Source organism: Pseudocitrobacter sp. CD920760 (assembly GCF_057782505.1).
Genome location: NZ_CM173490.1, coordinates 3,632,073 through 3,656,023, shown reverse-complemented (window position 1 = coordinate 3,656,023; position 23,951 = coordinate 3,632,073). Strand labels below are relative to the sequence as shown.

Genomic DNA, 23,951 nt, shown 5'->3' with positions numbered 1-23,951 from the left:
AGTTAATTATGTGTATTGGCGTACCGGGCCAGGTGCTGGCCGTGGGTGAAGATATTCACCAGCTCGCGCAGGTGGAAGTCTGTGGCGTGAAGCGCGATGTGAATATTGCGCTTATCTGCGAAGGCGACACCGCCGACCTCGTTGGGCAGTGGGTGCTGGTGCACGTGGGGTTTGCCATGAGCATTATTGATGAAGCCGAAGCGCAGGCGACGCTGGCAGCGCTGCGGCAGATGGAGTATGACGAAACGGTAGCCTAAGGCGCTCCCGTGTGGGAATGCCTGAGACTGATGACAAACGCAACATTGCCTGATGCGCTGCGCCTATCAGGCCTACAGCGTTTCTGCAATTTATTAAATTTGCACTGTTTTGTAGGCCGGATAAGGCGCTTACGCCGCATCCGGCAAGAACAAAGCGCACTTTGTCCGCTATCTGAGGCGTTCCCTTATGGGAACGCCTGTCTAACCATTACGCTTGTTCGTTTAGCCAAATACGCATTTCACCTTCGCCACGATTTGCCCAACTGAACCACGGTATAAAGGTGAGCGTTTGCGGCTGAAGGGCAGTGCGTCGATGGTTAAAGTGATACAACGCTTCGCCTTCTGAGGGCGTCGCCAGTCGGGTGCCTTCAGTCTGAAGCAGCACTTTTCCTTTCAGTACACCGATACCTTGCTTGAGACGAAATTCAGCGCCTTGCGGCAAATTAAGGTTGTGCAAGTCCGCCCCGTTATCTGCTTCTTCCAGACAGTAAACCAGCGGCCCACGCTGTATAGCGACTTTCCCGGCAGTGTGGCGGACCCGAGGATTGGCGTATACACGCATGATCGTCATCGGTAAGGTGAGCGTTATGCAGTCTCCCTTTTGCCAGTGGCGATGGACGTGAAGATACCCTTTAATGACCTCTCCCTGCGCTCGTTCACCGTTAACCTGAACAGTTGGGTTTTCGCACCATTCCGGAAGGCGCAGGGCGAGCGTATGCGCAACTGGTGTCGCATTATCGAAGGTTATGGTCACCCGTTCTTCCCACGGATAGTTGCCGTCTATACGCAGTTGCAGCGATTTCCCTTCAATTTCAAACCGTGCTTTGCTCCCCGCATAGATGTTGATAAACAGCGCATCTTTACGCGGAGTGAAAAGATAATGTCCGATAGCGACCAGCGTGCGGGCGATATTGGGCGGGCAGCAGGCGCAGCCGAACCAGCGCTGACGTACTGGTTTGATATGATCGTACACATGGTTGCAGGCTATGCTTTTGGGCTGCGTTTCCAGCGGGTTAACGTAGAAGAAGTGTTTACCATCCAGCGCCATACCGCCGAGCACGGTATTGTAAAATGCGCGTTCCATGACGTCGGAATACTGGGCGTCGCCTTCCATCTCCAGCATTCGACGGGCGAACATCATCAGGCCGATGGAGGCGCAGCTTTCGGCGTAGGCGGTATCTGAGGGCAGATCGTAATCGCTGGTGAACGCTTCACCCACGGCCTGCGAACCAATGCCTCCGGTGATATACATGCGCTTGTGTACCATATTGTTCCAGATCCGCAGGCAAGTTTGGCGTTTTTCTTCGTCGTGAGTCATGCGTGCGAGATGGGCCAATCCCGTCATCAAATAAACAGAACGTACGGCATGGCCGACGGCTTGATGCTGCTCGTTGAGCGGTTTATGCGCGTGGGTGTATGCTTTGTCTTTCACCATCCACGCGTCACCCCAGTCATTCCAGTGCCAGGTTCCGCCACGCTTCTCAAATTCAATATCGTAGTAGTAGGGCTGTTTTCCACGCTCTTCAAGGAAGAAGCGAGCCAGCTCTTTATAGCGGTTATCCAGCGTGACTTCGTAGAGTCTCATCAGCGCAAGTTCAATTTCCGGGTGTCCTGGGTATCCGCGTCGTTGACCTTCATTAGGGCCAAAAACCGTGTCGATATGGTCGGCAAAGCGACAGGCGATTTCCAGTAGACGACGCTTCCCGGTCGCCTGATAAAAGGCGACTGCTGCCTCGAACAGATGACCCGCACAATAAAGCTCATGACACTCCGCAACGTTTGTCCAGCGCAGGCCAGGCTCCTTCACGCTGTACCAGGTATTAAGATAGCCGTCTTCACATTGTGCCTGAGCCAGTAATTCAATAACGTCATCCGCCGTTTGTTCAAGCGCCGAATCGGGTTTCTGTGACAATGACCAGGCAACGGCTTCCAACCATTTCGTGACGTCACTATCCTGAAAAACCATGACGTAGAATTCGCCCTTCTGCATTCCTGCGGCAATGCGATAGTTAGCCAACGCATGGCTGGGTTCCGCTTCCGGAATGGCATCGTTAAGCGCCTGCCATTGATAAGGGATAACCACATCGCGGATAAGTCTTTGATACTCTCCAAGAAATGGGTCAGTAATGGTGATGTGATTCAAAGGTGCTTCTATCACTTCAGCGTGCATTTTCTATTCCTCAGGATAACTGTGAATGACGTTGATGAAGATCGGTGGAAATGCGCTGCATCATAGGGCCATTCAAACGGCACTTGAGCAGGCATAACGCCAGTACCAGATGGAAAATGGCGGGCGCGAGGCTTTGCAGCGCGGTGATACCCTGAATTGACGCCGCAGTCTGATTTTCAAGCCCAGGTTGATAAGCGACCATGATGAGAATCAGGCTGATAATTCCGCCGGAAGAGGCCCAGGAGAGCTTGATAAAAAAGAGGTTAAAGGCAAAATTCATACCCGAAGAACGGACGCCATTTTTCCATTCGCCGTAGTCGTCGGCGAAAGCCATAATGGAAAAGTGCAGGGGCAGGGTGAATCCCAGAACGATGTTGTTGATCAAAATGCAGCCTAACCACAACGTTTGATGCTGCGCTCCGGTTGGCAGGAACCACATCATGACGCCAAAGGCGACCAGCACCAGATTGGTGTAAAAATAGAGCTTCACCATGTCGATGCGGCGGGAGAGCGGGTTAACCACAATGGCGCCAAGAATGGCCGCAATGGTCACCACCGCGAAAAACAGCGACATAAACCCGGCGCTGCCTTCCAGCGCGTACGAGATAAAGTACATATAACCGCCGCCGCGAATGCACAGAATATTCACCAGCAGAAAGGACATCACCAGCATCAGCAGTAACTGGTCGTTCTTCCATAAGCCTTGCAGGTGCTGACGCAACGTAAATTTTCCGGCAAGTGAAAGCGGTACGCGTTCCTTCACCCAGAAAAAGCACAGAAGAAACATCACCACGCCGACCGTACAGATAACAGTGACGCCGTATTGATAGCCTTTTGCCAGATTCCCCTTGCCGAAAAATTCCACCATCCACGGCAAGCCAACGGCGACAAGAAAACCAGCAATGCCGCTTAATACAAAGCGCCAGGATTGACAGGTCATCACCTGGTCGTGGCGATTGGTCATTGCATTTATCAACGCACAGTACGGGACGTTGATGGCGGTATAGCCCACAGAGAGCAGGAAATAGGTACCGAATGCCCAGGCGATTTTCATATTCGGGCCCATCTCAGGAACGGTGAAGGTAAGAATGCCAATAACGCCTAATGGCACCGCAATCCATAACTGCCAGGGGCGGAAGCGGCCCCAGCGGCTATGTGTGCGGTCCGCGATGACGCCCATCACCGGGTCAGAGATGGCATCGAAAATACGCAAGATCAGGAACATTGCCCCAACGATAGCGGGGCTTAAACCAAATATATCGGTGTAAAAAAAGAGCAGAAAGCCGCTGATTAAATCGGAGATACAGTGCCCGCCCGCATCACCTAATCCATAGCCGATTTTTTCGCGTGTTGAGAGCGTCTCTCCGGCATCCTCTCTCCTGAGTACATCACCATCCAGATTATCGGCAGTAGCCATAATCAATCTCCATAAGTGTTAGCAGTTTCTATTGGCTAAACAGTCATTACGGCGCATCTCTGACAGTTTTTTAGTAAAAATAGTGCGATTTTTAGAGTAGGGCTGATGAGGCTAGGACGTAAATGATGAGATGTTTTCAATGTGAATCTGATCTGTTTTTTACTAGAAATAGATAATTAAATGTGATTTGAGTCACTTTTGAGGGCTGGAATGGTCGTTGGCGGGCTTGCTAATCGCTCGCATTTTGAAGAATTAACGATTGTTTTTTAGTAAAAACACTTATACTGAAACGCTAAATGAACAACGGATGGCGAAAGGCGGCAAAAGAGAGGGATGGTAAAAAAAACACGAATCAAGGATATCGCGGCAGCAAGCGGTGTCTCTATTGCCGCGGTATCCCGCGCGCTGAAAGGGCAATCTGGCCTTGCTGAAGAAACACGTCAGCGCATTCTGGCAATTGCCGAAGCGCAGGGCTATGACTTTACGCGACTACGTGGCGGGCGTATTAAGCGACTGTTGTTTCTGCTCCATCGTCAACATAATATCGCCAGCGCGCTGCCGTTTTATTCGAACGTCATGCTCGGCGTTGCCGATGCCTGTCGCGAAAATGACATTGCCATGAGTTTTCAGCCCGTTGGGCCGGACGATGCGCTTGCTGAAGTAATTCAGTTGCATCAGCCGGATGCAGTGATGGGGGCCGGGTATCTGGAGCCTGAAATTCTGGCAGAGCTTAGCAAAATCACCTTACCGGTGGTGCTGGTTGATTTATGGGCGGCTGATTTTCCCTGCGTGAACCCTGATAATTTTCATGGAGGGTTTATCGCCACGCGTCATTTGATTGAGCAAGGCCGACACCGTGTTGCGTTTTTAGGTAATTCGCAGGGGCACTACAGTATTCGCCAGCGAGTGGAGGGCTATCAGCAGGCGCTTTTTGATGCCGGGTTAACCGTTCCTTCTGACTACAGAATTGAAGTTCCTCCGGTTAAAGATATCGAAGATGCGCTGGTGAATGGGATGGAAAAGCTGTTGGCTTTGCCCGAACCGCCCGATGCCATCTTTGCCTACAACGACGTGGCGGCGCTGGTCGCGATGCGGGAATGCGCGCGTCGGGGCGTACGCGTACCGCAGGATATCGCGATTGTTGGTTTTGATGATATTGACGCTGCAGCCTGGGCTTATCCCCCGTTAACTACCGTGGCTATCGACAAGCGTGAACTGGGCCGCGATGCTTTCCGCTTATTGCTTAATGATGAGAGCGACAGGAATATGCTCCTGCCAGTAAAACTGGTGGTGCGTGAAAGTTCGGTTAATGGCGCATAGTTGCACGGCAGACAATAATTCGGCAAAGTTGCAGCATTACGCAAAAAGGGCAGTCACAGTGAAACGACTTATTATTGGAATATCCGGTGCCAGCGGCGCAATTTATGGCGTACGCCTGCTTCAGGTTTTACGCGACGTGCCTGATATTGAAACGCATCTGGTGATGAGCCAGGCCGCGCGGCAAACCCTTTCGCTGGAAACGGATCTCTCGTTGCGCGATGTGCAGGCCTTTGCTGATGTCGTGCACGATGCGCGCGATATCGCCGCCAGCATTTCATCAGGGTCCTTCAAAACCATGGGCATGGTGATTCTGCCGTGTTCGATGAAAACCCTTTCCGGCATTGTGAACAGTTATACCGACGGGCTGCTGACCCGCGCGGCGGATGTGGTGCTCAAAGAGCGTCGCCCGCTGGTGCTCTGCGTGCGGGAAACACCGTTGCATCTGGGGCATCTGCGCTTAATGACTCAGGCCGCCGAAATTGGCGCGGTGATTATGCCGCCTGTTCCGGCGTTTTATCATCGGCCGCAAACCATTGATGATATTATAAATCAAACAGTTAACCGCGTTCTCGATCTCTTCAATATCGACCTGCCGCAGGATCTCTTTACCCGCTGGCAAGGTGCCTGAGCTGCACCAATGTGGTGCTAATCTGTGCTTTTCGCCCTGTTGCAGGGCGATTTTGTAACGCCGATCAAATCCTCGATATTTAATCACGTATTTTGCGTTTTACTGCTGCGGATTATGTGTCCGAACTGCTATCTTCCTATCTTGTTACCATATTGCATCTTTTTATTAACAAATTTAACGTCAAAGTCAGCGCTGACGATAAAGATGGCATAAAAGCTGCACTGTTGGTCTGCAACACACAACACAACCTATTAGATAGCAGCTCACTGCATCACGATTTTTAAAGGGGTATGTATGAAGAAGACGGTTCTGGCTCTCTCTTTACTGCTCGGTCTTGGCAGCGTGTCCAGCGCGTTCGCCGCGCTGCCGCAAAGTATCCGCATCGGCACTGACACCACCTATGCGCCGTTTTCCTCGAAAGATGCCAAAGGCGATTTCATCGGCTTTGATATCGATCTGGGTAATGAAATGTGTAAACGCATGCAGGTGAAGTGTTCCTGGGTCGGCAGTGATTTTGATGCCCTGATCCCCTCCATGAAAGCGAAGAAAATCGACGCAATTATCTCTTCTCTCTCTATCACCGAAAAACGACAGCAGGAGATTGCCTTCTCCGACAAGCTCTACGCGGCAGATTCACGTCTGATTGCTGCAAAAGGTTCGCCTATTCAGCCAACGCTGGATTCGTTGAAAGGTAAGCACGTCGGCGTATTGCAGGGCTCGACTCAGGAAGCGTACGCTAACCAAAACTGGCGCAGCAAAGGCGTTGATGTCGTCGCTTACCAGAACCAGGATCTGATTTATTCCGACCTGGCCGCGGGGCGTCTGGATGCCGCTTTGCAGGATGAAGTGGCCGCCAGCGAAGGTTTCCTCAAACAGCCTGCCGGGAAAGATTTTGACTTCGCCGGGCCTTCCGTGAAGGACAAAAAATTCTTTGGCGACGGCACGGGCGTTGGATTACGTAAAGATGACGCTGAGCTGAAGCAGGCGTTTGATAAAGCGCTTTCTGAACTCCGCGCCGATGGCACGTACGACAAGATGGCGAAGAAGTACTTTAACTTCAACGTCTACGGGGATTAATTTCCCCGGCAGCGTCAATGCACTTAAATGGTGCATTGACGCTGCCAATGTTTCGAAGCTGTGCACTCCGTGCACAAAAGTGGTGCATTCCTGCATAAATACGCATTTTTAGTGAGAAAAAAGCCAACAGACAGGGCAGAATGCTTTGCCATTCTGGGCTGAAAAGTGGCACGATAACTGCTCAGGATTTTTTGGACAAACCCGCAGAAATCAAAGGCAGTCGAGGATAATTATGAAAAAGCTGGCGTTATCTTTTTCTCTGGTATTGGCGCTTTCAAGCGCTTCGAGTGTTTTCGCAGCAATCCCACAAAAAGTACGAATTGGCACCGACCCAACCTATGCACCGTTTGAATCAAAGAATGCGAAGGGTGAATTGATTGGTTTTGATATCGATCTGGCAAAAGAGCTGTGTAAGCGTATCCAGACACAATGTACCTTCGTTGAGAACCCGCTGGACGCGCTGATCCCGTCTCTGAAAGCGAAGAAAATCGATGCCATTATGTCTTCGCTGTCGATCACCGAAAAACGTCAGCAGGAAATCGCGTTTACCGACAAACTTTATGCAGCAGACTCTCGCCTGGTTGTGAAAAAAGGCTCTCCGGTAACGCCTGATCTCGCCACCCTGAAAGGCAAACGTGTCGGTGTATTGCAGGGCACTACCCAGGAAACCTACGGGAATGAACACTGGGCGGCAAAAGGGGTTGAGATTGTCTCTTATCAGGGTCAGGACAACATCTACTCCGACCTGACCGCAGGCCGCATTGACGCTGCTTTCCAGGATGAAGTCGCGGCAAGCGAAGGTTTCCTGAAACAACCGATTGGTAAAGATTACGCATTTGGTGGCCCGTCCATCAAAGATGAAAAACTGTTTGGCGTGGGCACCGGTATGGGCTTGCGTAAAGACGACAATGAACTGCGTGAAGCGCTGAATAAAGCGTTTGCTGAAATGCGTGCTGACGGCACGTATGACAAGCTGGCGAAAAAGTACTTCGATTTTAACGTATACGGCGAATAACCTTCGCTGACCACCCGTCGCCCCGCCTCAGAATGGGGCGACGGTGATAATAAGACAGGACAGGCTGAATGCTTTACGGGTTTTCACAAGTCATTTTTCAGGGCGCGCTGGTGACCCTCGAGCTGGCAATCAGTTCGGTGGTACTGGCGGTGCTTATCGGCCTGGTTGGGGCTGGCGCAAAGCTTTCCAATAATCGCGTGATGGCGCTGATATTTGAAGGCTATACGACGTTGATTCGTGGCGTGCCAGATCTCGTGCTGATGTTATTGATTTTCTATGGGTTGCAGATGGCGCTGAACGTGGTGACCGATTCACTCGGCTTGAGCCAGTTCGACATCGACCCAATGATCGCCGGTATTATTACGCTTGGGTTTATCTACGGCGCCTATTTTACCGAGACCTTCCGCGGCGCGTTTATGGCGGTGCCGAAAGGGCACATCGAAGCGGCGACGGCCTTTGGCTTTACCGGCGGGCAGACGTTTCGCCGCATTCTGTTCCCGGCGATGATGCGTTACGCGCTACCGGGGATTGGCAACAACTGGCAGGTTATTCTCAAATCGACAGCGCTGGTGTCGCTGCTGGGGCTGGAAGATGTGGTGAAAGCCACGCAGCTGGCCGGGAAAAGTACCTGGGAACCTTTCTATTTCGCCATCGTCTGTGGCCTGATTTATCTGGTATTTACAACCGTTTCCAATGGTGTGCTGCTGTTGCTCGAACGCCGTTACTCCGTGGGCGTGAAGAGGGCTGACCTGTGATCGAGATTATTCAGGAATACTGGCAATCCCTGCTGTGGACGGATGGTTATCGCTTCACCGGCGTCGCCATTACGCTGTGGCTGCTGATTTCTTCGGTGGTGATGGGTGGAATTCTGGCGCTGTTTCTCGCCATTGCCCGCGTCTCCAGCAATAAATACATCAAATTCCCGGTGTGGCTGTTTACCTATATTTTTCGCGGCACGCCGCTGTATGTACAGCTGCTGGTGTTCTACTCTGGCATGTATACGCTCGAAATCGTGAAAGGCACCGAGCTGCTGAACGCTTTTTTCCGTAGCGGCCTGAACTGTACGGTGCTGGCGCTAACGCTGAATACCTGCGCTTATACTACCGAGATTTTCGCGGGCGCGATTCGCGCGGTGCCGGCGGGTGAAATTGAAGCGGCGCGCGCCTATGGTTTCTCCTCCTTTAAGCTTTACCGCTGCATTATTTTACCGTCGGCGCTGCGTATTGCGCTGCCGGCTTACAGCAATGAAGTGATTCTGATGCTGCACTCGACGGCGCTGGCATTCACCGCCACCGTGCCGGACTTACTGAAGATTGCCCGGGATATCAACTCTGCCACTTATCAGCCGTTTACGGCATTTGGGATTGCGGCGGTGCTTTATCTGATTATCTCGTATGTGCTGATCTCTCTGTTCCGCAAAGCGGAAAAACGCTGGTTGCAGCATGTAAAACCTTCTTCTTCGCACTGAGAACACGATGCCTGAGAATAAATTAAACGTAATCGATCTGCATAAGCACTACGGCGAACACGAGGTGCTGAAAGGGGTATCACTGAAGGCGGACGCCGGGGATGTGATCAGTATTATTGGCTCGTCCGGGTCGGGGAAAAGTACTTTTCTGCGCTGCATTAACTTCCTCGAAAAACCAAGCGAAGGCACGATTGTGGTGAGCGGCCAGAATATCGGGCTGGTGCGTGATAAAGACGGTCAGTTGAAAGTCGCTGACAAAAATCAGCTGCGGCTGCTGCGTACCCGTCTGACGATGGTCTTCCAGCATTTTAATCTCTGGAGCCACATGACGGTGCTGGAGAACGTGATGGAAGCGCCAATTCAGGTGCTGGGCCTGAGCAAGCAGGAAGCGCGCGAGCGAGCGGAAAAATATCTCGCGAAGGTGGGCATCGACGCGCGTCAGCAGGCGAAATATCCGGTGCATCTTTCCGGCGGCCAGCAGCAGCGTGTTTCGATTGCCCGCGCATTGGCGATGGAGCCGGAAGTCCTGCTGTTTGATGAGCCGACCTCCGCGCTGGACCCGGAGCTGGTGGGCGAGGTGCTGCGTATCATGCAGCAACTGGCGGAAGAGGGGAAAACCATGGTGGTGGTGACGCACGAAATGGGCTTTGCTCGTCACGTTTCGTCACACGTTATCTTCCTGCATCAGGGAAAAATTGAGGAAGAGGGTAAACCTGAACAACTGTTCGATAACCCGCAAAGCCCGCGTTTGCAGCAGTTCCTCAAAGGTTCGCTGAAGTAATCTTTTCAGCCCGGCGCTCCTCCGGGCTATTCGTGCGGACGTTCCAGCCGATAGACCCAGTCGTCGTAGTCAATACCGTTCAGATGATAGGCATTTTCCAGTACCTGAATGCGCACAAACCCCTGTTTTTCCAGCAGGCGCGAAGAACTGCGGTTCTCGCCCAGCACCCAGGCATTAATGGCATTCACACCCAGTTCAGTAAACCCGTACTGGCAGATAGCGCTCAGGGCTTCGCGTGCATAGCCTTTCCCCTGCGCACACGGCAACAGCGCATAGCCGACATCTGCTTCATGTGGGTTTTTACTGCTGATACGTAAGCCAATATCACCGATTGGCTCACCGCTGTTTTCACGCAGAACGAATACGCCACTATCGGCGCAGCGCGCATCGAAAACCGTTCGCAGCGCGGCGTCACTCAATACATCCCCCATATAACGCATCACCTGAGGATCCTGGCGGAGTCGCAGGAAAAAAGGCCAGTCAGATTCGTTGAAGGATGAGAGCAGCAGACGCGGCGTGGTGAGGGTAATCATATTCAATGCCATAACGGGTAAAGAAGCGATTACCTTAACACCTCAACGTGTGGGATTACAGGCTCTTGAGTGCAGCGTGGTGATTGCTAAGACCATGGTAATAGTTGAGTACCGTCTGGCTTTCCAGTGAGGCTCGAAGCTGTAGCGCAAGGTTCAGGCTATCCATGATGTGTGCCTGCGTGACCAGCGGGGAATCTGCGGAAATGCGTGCTTCAGAGACCAGCCAGTCAACGATGCTGCTCCAGCGCCAGAGCGGGGAGTTACCTTTCACGCGTTGTACAGGCCCTGGGAAATTACCGCTACCACGCGCACCTTCCTTTAAAAGTGCAACTGCCTGGCGCGTCAGCCCGGTTAATCCGGCGATATCACTTAAGCCAACCAGCGCAGAATCGACGGACTCCACACGAGCATGTAGCGAGGTGGATGATTCGATGTCACGAATGGCGGATAGAATGGCAGCATCCAGCGAGGGGCTTTCACGGTCAAATTCAAGATAGACCGAAGTGCCGTAAAAACAGACTAGCGCATCCTGGCAGCCTGCTGCATATAACGCATCCTCAAGGCCGGGTGTGCTGGCGTTGACGCCCGAGAGCGTTAACGTGAAATTAAAGAGTGGCATTGTTCACTGCTCCTTTGTGTTGTTTCGGATGAGTATCACGCCTGGCTTACACCTTTCCACCATACGGATAATTTGGTGTGCGTGGTGTACGGGTACGGCAGGTGTAGACCAGATGCTCATCATATGTTCCTGATGTTTGGGAGTGCCGCATTTCAATCTGCCAAAACAGTGGGCGCTTTTACCGCCAGCGACAAATATCCAATCTTGTTCCAACGCGTAGTGGATTGCTGCTCTGATATGTTTATCTGGATGTTCCTTCATCAGCGAGGTCCCGTGAGTATGAAGAGGGTGTTGACGTTCGTCAACATTATTGTGATGTAAAATAATCACGGGAGGGTTATGACAGAGCTTTTTTGACGATGTTGGAAGCGACCTCACGTTGATGAAAGTCGTTAACCAGGCAAAGTGACGTTATGCGAGGCGCCTTCAGGAAAGCACTCCCGTTTACAGGAGTGCCCTGTTTCAGGCTAAAAGATCCTTTAGCGCTTCATCGAGATCGTGCCAGCGGAAGACAAAACCGCTCTCTTCCAGCCGTTTTGGCAGGGCGCGTTGCCCGCCCAGCACCAGTACCGACGATTCCCCCATCAGCAGACGAATGGCCGTGGCGGGTACGCGAAGAATGGCGGGGCGATGTAATGCGTGCCCGAGGGAATGGGCGAATTGTTCATTGTGGACCGGGTAGGGGGAAACCATATTGAACGGCCCGCGCAGCGGATTATCGAGCAACCACAAAATGCCGTTGACCATATCGTCGATGTGGATCCACGCCAGATATTGTCGGCCGCTACCGATTGGCCCGCCGAGCCCAAGTTTGAACGGTGGCAGCATTTTGCCGAGAATACCGCCTTTCGCGGCCAGCACGACCCCGGTGCGTAGCAGACAAACGCGGGTACGGTCGCTTTGCGCGGTGCAGGCGATCTGTTCCCACTTCGCACAGAGCTTGTGGGTAAATTCATTGTGCGGCGGTTCTTCTTCGGTCACCACAACTTCACCGAGATCGCCATAATACCCCGCCGCAGAGCCGGATATCAGCACTTCAGGCGGCATTTCGCTGGCCTGAATTAATGCGCTAATCTTTTCCGTGATATGCCAGCGACTTTCGCACAGCCGTTGTTTTTGCGTATCGGTCCAGCGCTTATCGGCGATCGGCTCGCCCGCCAGATTGATGACGGCATCAATGCCATCGAGCGTGCGCTTGTCGTCAAGCCCCTTCCAGACCTCAACGCGCGAGCCAAAACGCTGCCGGGCTTTATCCGGGCTGCGGGTAACCACGGTCACCGCATGACCCAGCTCCAGCAGGCGCGGAATTAAATGGCCGCCAATCAGCCCGGTTCCTCCGGTAATCAGAATCTTCATGCCACCTCCGTCAGGAAGCGCTTAACGTTGCCAGCTCATAGCAATGGAAACGGAGTCGGCGTAACGCAGCGCGTGAAGTTTATCGACCTCAACTTCAGCATAGGTGACCCAGTGATGTTCACGTGCGATATCGAGCACATCCTGAGTTAATTTCTCCAGCAGTGAGAAGCGGTTACCCTCAATGTGGCTAATGATATTTTTGGTGATCGTGCGGTAGTTCAGCGCATCGTTAATATCTTCGCTGTTGCGTGCCCGGTCCGCCGGATAGCGGATTTCGATATTGATAACCACATCCTGTCGGTTGGCTATCTCTTCGTCTTTAATCCCGATGAAGGTGCGCAGGCGAAGGTTTTTGATGCGGATAATAGCGTCTGGCTGAGACATTGCAGATTACTCCCTTTTATAGTTGTCCCAGCCATCATACACGAAAGCAATCGGCCACTTAATGGGGCTGCGCCTGCTGCATGGCCCGCGCGGTTGCTGGCCGCTGGCGGATGCGCTCAAACCAGTTTTGCACCGCCGGGTAGGTGGCAAGATCGATACGTTGCCGCACGTGGGAATTTACCCACGGCCAGCAGGCGATATCGGCAATGCTGTAGTGATCGCCTGCAATCCACGGGTGACTGGCAAGGCGTTGATTCAGCACGCTATACAGGCGCTGGGTTTCCACCTGGTATCGCTCAATGGCGTAGGGAACGGGTTGCGGGGCGAAGTGATTAAAGTGATGGTTTTGCCCCAGCATCGGGCCCAGGCCGCCGACCTGCCAGAACAACCACTGTAACGTCGTGTGGCGCTCGCGCAGTTCGCCGCTCAGCAACTTGCCGGATTTTTCTGCCAGATAGAGAAGGATGGCCCCGGATTCAAACAGGCTAAATGGGGCGCCGCCGTCCTCCGGCTGATGATCAACAATGGCCGGGATTTTGTTATTCGGTGAAATATCGAGAAATTGCGGCTTAAACTGCTCGCCTTTATTGATATCGACGCGAATCAAGCGATAGGGCAGTTCAGCCTCTTCAAGGAAAAGCGTAATTTTGTGGCCGTTCGGGGTGGGCGCATAGTAGAGATCTATCATCGTCTCTCCGATTTTTGGCGGGTTGATTTCTACAGTATAGGCTCAAGTATCGACTCGGGGCTGACATGCAAAATCCTCATGGCGGCGATAAGTGACAAGCATGAAAAGACAGGATATGTTGATTTATCGCTATCAGACAGTGAGTATATTATGAGCACCCCTGCAATTACCCTTTGGTCCGATTCCGATTTTTTCTCGCCTTATGTTTTGTCCGTTTACGTGGCGCTGCAGGAAAAAAGCCTGCCGTTCACGCTAAAAACCGTGTCGCTGAATAACGGCGAACATCTTCAGTCAGGCTGGAAAGGCTATGGTCAGACGCGACGCGTACCCTTGCTGGAAATCGACGAGTTCCAGCTGAGCGAGTCATCGGCAATCACCGAATATCTTGATGAACGTTTTGCCCCGCCGCAGTGGGAGAGACTTTATCCGCATGATATGCAAAAACGCGCCAGGGCGCGGCAGATTCAGGCATGGTTGCGCAGCGACCTGATGCCGATTCGCGAAGAACGATCGACGGATGTGGTATTTGCGGGTGTAAAAAAACCGCCATTAACCCGCGCGGGAGAAGCAAGCGCCGCTAAACTGTTTGACACGGCGAGCGCGTTACTGGCTCACGGGCAGCAAAATTTGTTTGGTGAATGGTGTATCGCGGATACGGATCTGGCGCTGATGCTTAATCGCCTGGTGCTGAATGGAGATGATGTTCCGCAGGCGCTTGCCGACTACGCCGAGTTCCAGTGGCAACGTTCTTCGGTTCTGCGCTACGTTGCGCTTTCAGCGAAACGCGCAGGCTGAAAACGCGCACGGAATCCATTATGATAGTACGGTTTTCATGTGTGGAGATTTGATAAATGAAGCTGATGTTTGCATCGGATATTCATGGTTCTCTGCCCGCGACTGAACGCGTATTGTCACTCTTTGCACAAAGCGGTGCCCGCTGGTTGGTTATCCTTGGCGATATCCTCTATCACGGGCCGCGTAATGCATTGCCTGAGGGCTACGCACCGGCGCAGGTAGCCGAACGCCTCAACCCGCTGGCGAGCCAGATTATTGCCGTTCGCGGCAACTGCGACAGCGAAGTGGACCAGATGCTGTTGCACTTTCCCATCACCGCGCCCTGGCAGCAGATCCTGACTGAAAATCAGCGTCTGTTTTTGACGCATGGTCATCTCTATGGCCCCGATAACCTTCCGCCGCTGGCGGCAGGTGATGTGTTGGTCTCCGGGCATACGCATCTCCCGGTTGCCGAGAAGCGCGGCGAGATTTTCCTGTTTAACCCCGGCTCGGCCAGCATTCCGAAAGGCGGTAATGTCGCCAGTTACGGCATGCTGGACGGCGATAAACTGCAAGTTTTCGCACTCAATGATCAACAGGTTATTGCAGAGGTTGTGATTAACCCGTAATTTAGCCGACAAACGTAAAATGCGCCGCAAGAGCGCTCCTGGAGAAACTTTTCTGATGGTCGAGCAGAATCATTTGGCAAGCACGGAATGGGTAGATATCGTCAACGAAGACAATGAGGTTATCGCGCAGGCCAGCCGTGAACAGATGCGGGCTCAGTGTCTGCGTCATCGCGCTACCTACATTGTCGTTCATGACGGTATGGGGAAAATACTGGTGCAGCGTCGCACCGATACCAAAGATTACCAACCTGGCTTGCTGGATGCGACGGCAGGCGGTGTGGTGCAGTCTGATGAGCAGATGCTCGACTCAGCGCGTCGCGAAGCAGAAGAAGAGCTGGGCATTGCTGGTGTGCCGTTTGCCGACCATGGACAGTTTTACTTTGAAGATAAGCACTGCCGCGTCTGGGGAAGCCTGTTCAGCTGTGTTTCTCACGGGCCGTTTGCGTTGCAGGAAGAAGAGGTCAGCGAAGTGTGCTGGCTGACGCCGGAAGAGATCACCGCGCGCTGTGACGAATTTACCGCAGACTCGCTAAAAGCGCTGGCGCTGTGGATGAGTCGCAATGCGAAGAATCAGTCACACGAACCGGAAACTGCTGACAAAGAGTAGCGTGCTGAAAATGTGATGGCGTATCGCGCCCATAAAAAAATCCAGAGGTTTAACCCCCTGGATTTTTTTTCGCCCCGGTGAAGGGGCGGCAGGCTGTATTAGTCCTGCTGAGACGACTGAATCGCGGTCAAAGCGATGGTGTAGACGATATCGTCAACCAGCGCGCCACGGGACAGGTCGTTAACCGGTTTGCGCATGCCTTGCAGCATCGGCCCGATGGAGATCAGGTCGGCAGAACGCTGTACCGCTTTGTAGGTGGTGTTACCGGTGTTCAGATCCGGGAAGATGAACACGGTAGCGCGACCAGCAACCGGAGAGTTCGGCGCTTTAGATTTCGCAACGTCAGCCATAACGGCGGCGTCATACTGCAGCGGGCCGTCGATCATCAGGTCAGGACGTTTTTCCTGCGCCAGACGAGTCGCTTCGCGAACTTTCTCTACATCACTACCTGCACCAGAGGTACCGGTGGAGTAGGAGAGCATCGCTACGCGCGGTTCGATACCGAAAGCAGTAGCGGAATCAGCGGACTGAATCGCGATTTCTGCCAGCTGTTCAGCAGTCGGGTCTGGGTTGATCGCGCAGTCACCGTAAACATAAACCTGTTCCGGCAGCAGCATGAAGAACACAGAGGAAACCAGAGAGCTGCCCGGCGCAGTTTTGATCAGCTGCAGCGGCGGACGGATGGTGTTCGCAGTGGTGTGAACCGCACCGGAAACCAGACCGTCAACGTCGTCCTGTTCCAGCATCAGGGTGCCGAGAACCACGTTGTCTTCCAGCTGTTCGCGGGCAACGGTTTCGGTCATCCCTTTGTTTTTACGCAGTTCAACCAGACGAGCAACATAGCTTTCGCGAACCACATCCGGGTCAACGATTTCTACGCCAGCGCCCAGTTCAACGCCCTGTGCAGCAGCAACGCGGTTGATGTCATCCGGGTTACCCAGCAGCACGCAGGTTGCGATACCACGTTCAGCACAGATAGCGGCTGCTTTTACGGTACGTGGTTCGTCGCCTTCCGGCAGAACAACACGTTTACCCGCTTTACGCGCCAGCTCGGTCAGCTGATAACGGAACGCTGGCGGAGACAGACGACGGCTGCGCTCGGAGGTCGCAGTCAGAGACTCGATCCAGTCTGCGTTGATGTAGTTAGCAACGTATTCCTGAACTTTCTCAATACGCTCGTGATCGTCAACCGGGACTTCCAGGTTGAAGCTCTGCAGGCTCAGAGAGGTCTGCCAGGTGTTGGTGTTCACCATGAATACCGGCAGGCCGGTCGCGAAGGCACGTTCACACAGTTTGCTGATACGCGCGTCCATTTCATAGCCGCCGGTCAGAACCAGTGCGCCGATCTCCACGCCGTTCATTGCTGCCAGGCAAGCGGCAACCAGAACGTCAGGACGGTCAGCGGAGGTCACCAGCAGTGAACCCGGACGGAAGTGTTCCAGCATGTGCGGAATGCTACGTGCACAGAAGGTCACGGATTTCACGCGGCGGGTGTTGATATCGCCTTCGTTGATGATGGTCGCATTCAGGTGACGCGCCATGTCGATTGCGCGCGTCGCGATCAGATCGAAACTCCACGGAATCGCGCCCAGAACCGGCAGAGAGCTGGCAGAGCTCAATTTAGCAGGATCGACTTTAATCACTTTTGCAGTGGTGGAATCGTCGAAGATCTCAGACAGATCCGGGCGAGTACGGCCCTGCTCATCAACCGGGGCATTCAGTTTGTTAACGATAACGCCGGTGATGTTGGTGTTTTTCGCGCCGCCGAAGCTGCTGCGGGTCAGCTCAATGCGTTCGTTGATCTGTTCCTGGGTATCAGTACCCTGGGACATTACAAAGACGATTTCGGCATTCAGCGTTTTAGCAATTTCATAGTTCAGAGACTGGGCAAACTGATGTTTGCGAGTCGGAACCAGACCTTCAACCAGAACCACTTCCGCGTCTTTGGTGTTCGCGTGGTAGTTAGCGATGATCTCTTCCATCAGCACATCTTTCTGATTGCTGGACAGCAGAGACTCAACGTGGCTCATCTTCAGCGGTTCAGCCGCCGGGATAGCAGAGTTCGCACGCACGATAGTGGTGGTCTGGTCTGGCGCATCGCCACCGGTACGCGGTTGAGCGATAGGTTTGAAGACGCTCAGACGAACGCCTTTACGTTCCATAGCACGGATGACGCCCAGGCTGACGCTGGTCAGGCCGACGCTGGTTCCGGTAGGAATAAGCATGATAATACGGGACACGGTTTATCCTCTTTTGCTCGTTGCCGCCGATTTTGGCGGGCACAAAACAGCACCGCCAGCATTGCTGGCGGTGTGGAATCAGGCGGTCAGACGGCAGGCGTCTTGCGCGATAACCAGCTCTTCGTTGGTCGGGATCACAACAGCAGGGCGGGTGCCTTCTTTGTTGATGAAGCCAGATTTACCGAAACGAGCAGCCAGGTTACGTTCGTGATCAACTTCGAAGCCCAGAACGCCCAGTTTACCCAGGGAGAGTTCGCGAACCATTGCAGCGTTTTCACCGATACCACCGGTGAAGACAACCGCGTCCAGACGACCGTCCATCAGTGCAGTGTAAGAACCGATGTATTTCGCCAGACGGTGGCAGTAAACGTCCATTGCACGTTTAGCGTCAGCTTTCTCTTTGTAGTTGTCTTCAACATAACGGCAGTCGCTGGTGACTTCGGTCAGACCCAGCAGGCCAGACTCTTTGGTCAGCATTTTGTTGATAGCGTCAACGCTCATGCCCAGGGTGTCGTGCAGGTGGAAGATGATAGCCGGGTCGATATCGCCAGAGCGCGTACCCATAACCAGACCTTCCAGCGGAGTCAGACCCATAGAGGTGTCAACGCATTTGCCGTTACGGATTGCAGAAACAGAACCACCGTTGCCCAGGTGGCAGGTAATGATGTTCAGTTCTTCAACCGGTTTGTTCAGCATTTTGGCCGCTTCCTGAGTCACGAAGAAGTGGCTGGTGCCGTGCGCGCCATAGCGACGAACGCCGTGCTCTTTGTACAGGCTGTACGGCAGAGCATAAAGGTAAGATTCTTCCGACATGGTCTGATGGAACGCGGTATCGAATACAGCCACGTTTTTGTCTTTCAGATTCGGGAAGGATTTCAGCGCTTCGGCGATACCGATCAGGTGAGCCGGGTTGTGCAGCGGAGCAAAAGAGGCAGAGTCTTTGATGCCCTGAATGACGGATTCGTCGATAACAACGGAGCTGGTGTACTTCTCGCCGCCGTGTACGATACGGTGACCAATCGCAGTCAGCTGTGCAGACAGTTCTGGTTTTTGTGCCAGAATAGTGTTAACGATAAAGTTCAGCGCTTCACTGTGAGCGGCGCCTGCACCTAAAGCCGCTTCTTGTTTGCTGCCGTCCATTTTCCATTTGATACGTGCTTCAGGAAGATGGAAACATTCGGCCAAACCAGAGAGGTACTCGTCACCGTTCAGTGCATCGATGATGGCAAATTTCAGTGAGGAGCTACCGCAGTTCAGAACCAGTACTAACTTACTCGACATGGAAGTACCTATTTATGATACGTGGCTAAAAAAACGTCAGGAGTCACAAAGCGTAGCGCAGGATGAGACTGACATTTATGATTAACATCATGCCTGAATCGATTTTGAGGCAGGATGGAAGAAATACATATTGATTCTAAGTCATTTTGCATATTTTTCAGCCAATGGCAGAATATGCGATAATTTGACGGACTGGACGAGATAGACTAGCCCTCATCTCAGGCTGGCACAGGATACCCGATTGCAGGGTTTATGCCAAAATGTTTTGAACGTTGTCATACCCAGTTGTGGATTTGCACGAATTTTTTAATTTTTATATGTGAAGTTGAGGTAAGCCATGTCGACGCCCGAAAATCGCTCGGTCAGTTTTTTTAGTTTGTTCCGCCGGGGGCAGCACTACTCTAAGACGTGGCCGCTGGAAAAACGCCTTGCGCCGGTGTTTATCGAAAACCGCGCGATCCGTATCACCCGCCACGCAATCCGCTTTATGCCGCCGGTAGCGGTCTTTACCCTGTGCTGGCAAATTGCCCTGGGTGGGCAACTTGGCCCGGCCGTCGCCACCGCGCTGTTTGCCCTGAGCCTGCCGATGCAGGGGCTATGGTGGTTGGGGAAACGCTCCGTTACGCCGCTGCCGCCGTCCACCTTGCAGTGGTTCTACGAAGTGCGCGGAAAATTACAGGAGGCCGGGCAAGCGCTCGCCCCGGTAGAAGGCAAGCCTGATTACCAGGCGCTGGCTGACACGCTTAAGCGCGCCTTCAAACAACTGGATAAAACTTTCCTTGATGATTTGTAATTAACCATCAAAAACGCATATAAAAGAAGGCACAACGTTTGTGTCTTTTTTTATGCTGCAAAGCGCAACAGGAGTCGTAAAAATGGAAATGACCCATGCTCAACGTCTGATTTTGTCTAATCAATACAAAATGATGACGATGCTTGATCCCGATAACGCGGAACGCTATCGCCGTCTGCAGACCATCATCGAGCGCGGTTTTGGCCTGCAAATGCGCGAACTGGATCGCGACTTCGGTGAGTTAAAAGAAGAAACCTGCCGCATTGTTATCGACATCATGGAGATGTATCACGCGCTGCACGTTTCATGGACCAACCTGAAAGACGCCGACACTATCGATGAACGTCGCGTCACCTTCCTTGGTTTTGACGCGGCAACCGAAGCCCGCTTCCTGAGCTATGTCCGCTTCATGGTTAATGTGGAAGGCCGCTATACCCATTTCGACGCAGGAACGCACGGCTTTAACGCCCAGACCCCAATGTGGGAAAAATATCAGCGCATGCTGAACGTCTGGCACTCCTGCCCGCGCCAGTACCACCTGAGCAGCAACGAAATTAATCAAATCATCAACGCCTGATGGAGGCGCCTGTGCAGTGTAAAGGTTTTCTGTTTGATCTGGACGGTACGCTGGTGGATTCTCTGCCGGTCGTGGAACGCTCATGGTGCAGTTGGGGCGATCGTTTCGGGATACCGCACGATGAGATCCTCGGTTTTATCCACGGTAAACAAGCGATCACCTCGCTGCGCCACTTTATGCCGGGGCAATCTGAAGAGGCGATCCAGGCCGAGTTCACCCGCCTTGAGCAGATTGAAGCCAGCGATACGGACGGCGTGATTGCACTGCCAGGCGCGCTTGAGTTGCTCGAAACGCTGAACGCGAACCACATTCCGTGGGCGATTGTGACGTCGGGCTCGATTCCGGTTGCTCATGCGCGCCACAAAGCGGCGGGGCTGCCGATGCCGGAAGTCTTTGTCACCGCCGAGCGCGTGAAACGCGGCAAGCCAGAGCCGGATGCGTATCTGCTTGGCGCGGAGCTGTTAGGGCTCGCCCCGCAGGATTGTACCGTCGTGGAAGATGCGGCGGCAGGCGTGCTCTCCGGTCTGGCGGCAGGGTGTCATGTGATAGCGGTTAACGTGCCGGCAGATGCGCCACGTCTTAACGAAGCCGATTTTGTGCTGACGACGCTTGATGTGCTCAATATTGCTAAACAGCCCGACGGCACCGTTGATGTGACGTTAAAAGCATAAACTTATGATTTAGCCCCGCATACACGGGGCTTTTTTCTGCCATGATATAACCACTTATCACTTATCTTTCTGACAAGGATGTGTTTTGAACGGTGAATTGATTTGGGTGCTCTCTCTACTGGCTATCGCGGTTGTGCTGTTCGCGATGGGCAAAGTGCGCATGGATGCTATCGCACTGTTGGTCATCGTGGCCTTCGTACTAAGTGGCACCTTAACCCTCAGCGAAGCCTTTTCAGGTTTTAGCGATCCCAACGTTATTCTGATTGCCGCCCTGTTTATCATCGGCGATGGCCTGGTGCGTACCGGCGTCGCCACCAAGATGGGCGCGTGGCTGGTGCAGGTTGCCGGCAGCAGCGAAACCAAGATGCTGGTCTATCTGATGCTCACCGTCGCCGGTCTCGGTGCGTTTATGAGCTCAACCGGCGTGGTGGCTATCTTTATTCCCGTCGTCCTCAGCGTGTCGATGCGTATGAATATCTCGCCGTCGCGCCTGATGATGCCGCTCAGTTTTGCCGGGCTTATCAGCGGTATGATGACGCTGGTGGCGACGCCACCGAACCTGGTGGTCAACAGTGAATTACTCCGCGAAGGGCTGCACGGCTTTGGCTTCTTCAGCGTCACGCCGATTGGCCTGGTCGTGCTGCTGCTCGGCATCGTTTATATGCTGCTGATGCGCTTTATGTTCAAAGGCGAAGACCCGTCATCGTCACGCGATGGCGGCAAACGCAGCTCGTTTCGCGATCTCATCAAAGCTTATCGCTTAACGGGGCGTGCGCGCCGCCTGGCGATTCGCCCCGGCTCGCCAATGATTGGCCAGCGACTCGATGACCTGAAGCTGCGTGAACGCTACGGCGCGAACGTTATCGGCGTGGAACGCTGGCGTCGTTTTCGCCGGGTGATTGTGAACGTTAACGGGGTCTCTGAATTCCGCGCGCGCGATGTGCTGCTGATCGACATGTCGGCGGCAGACGTGGACCTGCGTGAGTTTTGCGCCGAACAGATGCTTGAGCCAATGGTGCTGCGCGGTGAATACTTTGCCGATCAGGCGCTCGATGTAGGGATGGCGGAAGTCTCGCTGATCCCGGAATCGGAACTGCTGGGGAAAACGGTGCGCGAAATAGCGTTTCGTACCCGTTATGGTCTGAACGTCGTTGGGATGAAACGTAACGGCGAAGCGCTGGACGGCTCGGTGGTAGACATCCCGCTGGAACTTGGCGATATCGTGCTGGTGGTGGGAAACTGGAAACTCATCAATCAGCTGGCGCAGAAAGGGCGCGATTTCGTGGTGCTTAACCTGCCGGTTGAAGTGAGCGACGCTTCGCCAGCGCATAGCCAGGCTCCGCATGCGATTTTCTGTCTGGTGCTGATGGTTGCTTTGATGCTCACAGATGAAATACCTAACCCGATTGCGGCGATTATAGCCTGCCTGCTGATGGGTAAATTCCGCTGTATTGATGCGCAAAGCGCGTATAAATCCATTCACTGGCCGAGCATCATTTTGATTGTGGGGATGATGCCGTTCGCGCTGGCATTGCAAAAAACCGGCGGCGTTGATTTGGTAGTGAAAGGGCTGATGGATATCGGCGGCGGGCAGGGACCTTACCTGATGCTGGGCTGTCTGTTCGTGATGTGCGCCACTATCGGGCTGTTTATTTCCAACACGGCAACGGCGGTATTGATGGCGCCGATTGCGCTGGCGACAGCGAAATCGATGGGCGTTTCACCTTATCCGTTCGCCATGGTAGTGGCGATGGCGGCCTCTGCGGCCTTTATGACGCCGGTATCATCACCGGTGAACACGCTGGTGCTGGGGCCGGGGAAATATAGCTTCAGTGATTTCGTGAAAATCGGGGTTCCGTTCACCATTCTGGTGATGATTGTCAGCGTGCTGCTGATACCGGTATTGTTCCCGTTTTGAGTGGCGGTAAAGCCGGATGGCGGCTTCGCCTTATCCGGCCTACGCGGGTTGATAATGTTGGATGCACCTGTAGGCCGGATAAGCGCCAGCGCCATCCGGCAACAACAGACCGCACTACAGCGGCGAATCGGTACTGATCTCGTCCAGCGACAAATGGAAGCTCGGCACAAACACGTCCATAAAGTAGTCCATCTCTTCGCTACGCCGTTCTGACAGCGTTTTCTCCAGCCGACCTTTTGCCAGCAAAAACTCGTTATTCCCGGCCGATAACTCTTCCAGGCATTTCAAATACGCACACAACGCATCGGCCTGTTTAACCAGCGATTTCTCTTCCTCGCTATATTGATGTTCATCGATCAGCGGTGCAAAGATATCCTGCAACTCCTCCGGCACCATCTCGACCAGCTTCTGCTGGGCAATCTTTTCGATAGCTTTATATTCCTGGGCGATTTGCGAATTGAAGTATTTCACCGGTGTCGGTAAGTCGCCGGTAAGCACTTCCGATGCGTCGTGATACATCGCCAGCAATGCGATGCGCTCGGCGTTAACCTGTCCGCCAAATTTACGATTTTTAATCGCGGCCAGCGCGTGGGCAACCATCGCCACCTGCAAGCTGTGTTCAGAGACGTTTTCCGTGCGCACGTTGCGCATCAATGGCCAGCGGTTGATTAATTTGAGGCGGGAGAGGTGGGCAAAAAAATGACTCTGATTCATAGCGACCCTTACTCGGTTACATCAGTAAGGGTCA

General features: G+C 53.3%; 26 protein-coding genes. 15 read left to right on the top strand and 11 right to left on the bottom strand.

The window, feature by feature from the left end; translation table 11 throughout:
- The first annotated feature begins 8 nt into the window (after positions 1 to 8).
- Positions 9 to 257, top strand: a complete 249-nt coding sequence (gene hybG, locus AC1MKH_RS17115; protein WP_149461992.1) for a hydrogenase maturation factor HybG — start codon at positions 9 to 11, stop codon at positions 255 to 257.
- A gap of 208 nt (positions 258 to 465) precedes the next feature.
- Here the strand turns inward: hybG and AC1MKH_RS17110 are convergent, their stop codons facing one another.
- Together AC1MKH_RS17110 and AC1MKH_RS17105 are read right to left on the bottom strand one after the other, a co-directional pair.
- Complete coding sequence (locus AC1MKH_RS17110; RefSeq protein ID WP_327621835.1) at positions 466 to 2,427, bottom strand: glycoside hydrolase family 127 protein; 1,962 nt, start codon at positions 2,425 to 2,427, stop codon at positions 466 to 468.
- A gap of 10 nt (positions 2,428 to 2,437) precedes the next feature.
- The gene (locus tag AC1MKH_RS17105) at positions 2,438 to 3,844 is read right to left on the bottom strand and encodes an MFS transporter (protein ID WP_276219739.1); all 1,407 of its coding nucleotides are present in this window, start codon (positions 3,842 to 3,844) and stop codon (positions 2,438 to 2,440) included.
- A 333-nt stretch (positions 3,845 to 4,177) separates the two neighbouring features.
- Here AC1MKH_RS17105 and AC1MKH_RS17100 point away from each other — a divergent pair, with 333 nt between their 5' ends.
- From AC1MKH_RS17100 to hisP, 7 genes are all read left to right on the top strand, one after another.
- On the top strand, positions 4,178 to 5,164 hold the full coding sequence (locus AC1MKH_RS17100) for a LacI family DNA-binding transcriptional regulator (RefSeq protein ID WP_276219740.1): 987 nt from the start codon (positions 4,178 to 4,180) through the stop codon (positions 5,162 to 5,164).
- A gap of 58 nt (positions 5,165 to 5,222) precedes the next feature.
- Positions 5,223 to 5,792, top strand: a complete 570-nt coding sequence (locus AC1MKH_RS17095) for a UbiX family flavin prenyltransferase (protein ID WP_276219741.1) — start codon at positions 5,223 to 5,225, stop codon at positions 5,790 to 5,792.
- A gap of 294 nt (positions 5,793 to 6,086) precedes the next feature.
- Positions 6,087 to 6,869, top strand: coding sequence for a lysine/arginine/ornithine ABC transporter substrate-binding protein ArgT (gene argT, locus AC1MKH_RS17090; protein ID WP_276219742.1), 783 nt, complete (start codon positions 6,087 to 6,089; stop codon positions 6,867 to 6,869).
- 232 nt (positions 6,870 to 7,101) lie between these two features.
- Positions 7,102 to 7,884, top strand: a complete 783-nt coding sequence (gene hisJ / locus AC1MKH_RS17085; RefSeq protein ID WP_276219743.1) for a histidine ABC transporter substrate-binding protein HisJ — start codon at positions 7,102 to 7,104, stop codon at positions 7,882 to 7,884.
- A gap of 68 nt (positions 7,885 to 7,952) precedes the next feature.
- The gene (locus tag AC1MKH_RS17080) at positions 7,953 to 8,639 is read left to right on the top strand and encodes a histidine ABC transporter permease HisQ (RefSeq protein WP_015963632.1); all 687 of its coding nucleotides are present in this window, start codon (positions 7,953 to 7,955) and stop codon (positions 8,637 to 8,639) included.
- A complete protein-coding gene (locus AC1MKH_RS17075) occupies positions 8,636 to 9,352 on the top strand; it encodes an ABC transporter permease (RefSeq protein ID WP_015963633.1) in 717 nt (238 codons plus the stop codon). The genes AC1MKH_RS17080 and AC1MKH_RS17075 overlap by 4 nt, the downstream gene beginning before the upstream one ends.
- A gap of 7 nt (positions 9,353 to 9,359) precedes the next feature.
- Complete coding sequence (hisP, locus tag AC1MKH_RS17070; protein ID WP_276219744.1) at positions 9,360 to 10,133, top strand: histidine ABC transporter ATP-binding protein HisP; 774 nt, start codon at positions 9,360 to 9,362, stop codon at positions 10,131 to 10,133.
- Positions 10,134 to 10,159: 26 nt separating this feature from the next.
- Here hisP and AC1MKH_RS17065 read toward each other — a convergent pair whose 3' ends face one another.
- The 6 genes from AC1MKH_RS17065 to yfcG all read right to left on the bottom strand — a co-directional run bounded on the left by AC1MKH_RS17065 (position 10,160) and on the right by yfcG (position 13,713).
- Positions 10,160 to 10,666 carry a GNAT family N-acetyltransferase gene (locus tag AC1MKH_RS17065; protein WP_276219745.1) on the bottom strand — a complete coding sequence of 169 codons (507 nt, stop codon included), beginning with the start codon at positions 10,664 to 10,666 and terminating at the stop codon, positions 10,160 to 10,162.
- A 55-nt stretch (positions 10,667 to 10,721) separates the two neighbouring features.
- Complete coding sequence (locus tag AC1MKH_RS17060; RefSeq protein ID WP_276219746.1) at positions 10,722 to 11,285, bottom strand: helix-turn-helix transcriptional regulator; 564 nt, start codon at positions 11,283 to 11,285, stop codon at positions 10,722 to 10,724.
- 3 nt (positions 11,286 to 11,288) lie between these two features.
- Entirely contained in the window at positions 11,289 to 11,546 is a 258-nt protein-coding gene (locus tag AC1MKH_RS17055; protein WP_276219747.1) for a hypothetical protein, read from the bottom strand.
- Between the two features lie 201 nt (positions 11,547 to 11,747).
- Complete coding sequence (locus AC1MKH_RS17050; protein ID WP_276219748.1) at positions 11,748 to 12,641, bottom strand: TIGR01777 family oxidoreductase; 894 nt, start codon at positions 12,639 to 12,641, stop codon at positions 11,748 to 11,750.
- A gap of 21 nt (positions 12,642 to 12,662) precedes the next feature.
- The gene (gene folX / locus AC1MKH_RS17045; RefSeq protein ID WP_015963638.1) at positions 12,663 to 13,025 is read right to left on the bottom strand and encodes a dihydroneopterin triphosphate 2'-epimerase; all 363 of its coding nucleotides are present in this window, start codon (positions 13,023 to 13,025) and stop codon (positions 12,663 to 12,665) included.
- A gap of 58 nt (positions 13,026 to 13,083) precedes the next feature.
- Positions 13,084 to 13,713 (bottom strand): GSH-dependent disulfide bond oxidoreductase, encoded by a 630-nt coding sequence (yfcG, locus tag AC1MKH_RS17040; protein ID WP_276219749.1) that lies wholly within the window; start codon positions 13,711 to 13,713, stop codon positions 13,084 to 13,086.
- A 150-nt stretch (positions 13,714 to 13,863) separates the two neighbouring features.
- Here yfcG and yfcF point away from each other — a divergent pair, with 150 nt between their 5' ends.
- The 3 genes from yfcF to yfcD are packed head-to-tail and all read left to right on the top strand — an operon-like array spanning position 13,864 to position 15,723.
- Positions 13,864 to 14,508 carry a glutathione transferase gene (gene yfcF / locus AC1MKH_RS17035; protein WP_276219750.1) on the top strand — a complete coding sequence of 215 codons (645 nt, stop codon included), beginning with the start codon at positions 13,864 to 13,866 and terminating at the stop codon, positions 14,506 to 14,508.
- Positions 14,509 to 14,564: 56 nt separating this feature from the next.
- Entirely contained in the window at positions 14,565 to 15,116 is a 552-nt protein-coding gene (gene yfcE, locus AC1MKH_RS17030; RefSeq protein ID WP_276219751.1) for a phosphodiesterase, read from the top strand.
- Positions 15,117 to 15,171: 55 nt separating this feature from the next.
- Positions 15,172 to 15,723, top strand: a complete 552-nt coding sequence (gene yfcD / locus AC1MKH_RS17025; RefSeq protein WP_108473583.1) for an NUDIX hydrolase YfcD — start codon at positions 15,172 to 15,174, stop codon at positions 15,721 to 15,723.
- 98 nt (positions 15,724 to 15,821) lie between these two features.
- Here the strand turns inward: yfcD and pta are convergent, their stop codons facing one another.
- Together pta and ackA are read right to left on the bottom strand one after the other, a co-directional pair.
- Positions 15,822 to 17,963: a phosphate acetyltransferase gene (pta, locus tag AC1MKH_RS17020; RefSeq protein WP_276219752.1), complete on the bottom strand. Its 2,142-nt coding sequence runs from the start codon at positions 17,961 to 17,963 to the stop codon at positions 15,822 to 15,824.
- A gap of 78 nt (positions 17,964 to 18,041) precedes the next feature.
- The gene (gene ackA, locus AC1MKH_RS17015) at positions 18,042 to 19,244 is read right to left on the bottom strand and encodes an acetate kinase (RefSeq protein ID WP_276219753.1); all 1,203 of its coding nucleotides are present in this window, start codon (positions 19,242 to 19,244) and stop codon (positions 18,042 to 18,044) included.
- A gap of 337 nt (positions 19,245 to 19,581) precedes the next feature.
- Here ackA and yfbV point away from each other — a divergent pair, with 337 nt between their 5' ends.
- The 4 genes from yfbV (at position 19,582) to AC1MKH_RS16995 (ending at position 23,203) form a co-directional block, all read left to right on the top strand.
- Positions 19,582 to 20,037 (top strand): terminus macrodomain insulation protein YfbV, encoded by a 456-nt coding sequence (gene yfbV, locus AC1MKH_RS17010; protein ID WP_108473586.1) that lies wholly within the window; start codon positions 19,582 to 19,584, stop codon positions 20,035 to 20,037.
- 82 nt (positions 20,038 to 20,119) lie between these two features.
- Positions 20,120 to 20,614: a YfbU family protein gene (locus AC1MKH_RS17005; RefSeq protein ID WP_149462008.1), complete on the top strand. Its 495-nt coding sequence runs from the start codon at positions 20,120 to 20,122 to the stop codon at positions 20,612 to 20,614.
- A gap of 11 nt (positions 20,615 to 20,625) precedes the next feature.
- Positions 20,626 to 21,285: a sugar phosphatase gene (locus AC1MKH_RS17000; protein ID WP_276219754.1), complete on the top strand. Its 660-nt coding sequence runs from the start codon at positions 20,626 to 20,628 to the stop codon at positions 21,283 to 21,285.
- 85 nt (positions 21,286 to 21,370) lie between these two features.
- Entirely contained in the window at positions 21,371 to 23,203 is a 1,833-nt protein-coding gene (locus tag AC1MKH_RS16995) for an SLC13 family permease (RefSeq protein WP_015963648.1), read from the top strand.
- Positions 23,204 to 23,317: 114 nt separating this feature from the next.
- Here AC1MKH_RS16995 and yfbR read toward each other — a convergent pair whose 3' ends face one another.
- Positions 23,318 to 23,917, bottom strand: a complete 600-nt coding sequence (yfbR, locus tag AC1MKH_RS16990) for a 5'-deoxynucleotidase (protein ID WP_276219755.1) — start codon at positions 23,915 to 23,917, stop codon at positions 23,318 to 23,320.
- Positions 23,918 to 23,951 lie beyond the last annotated feature (34 nt).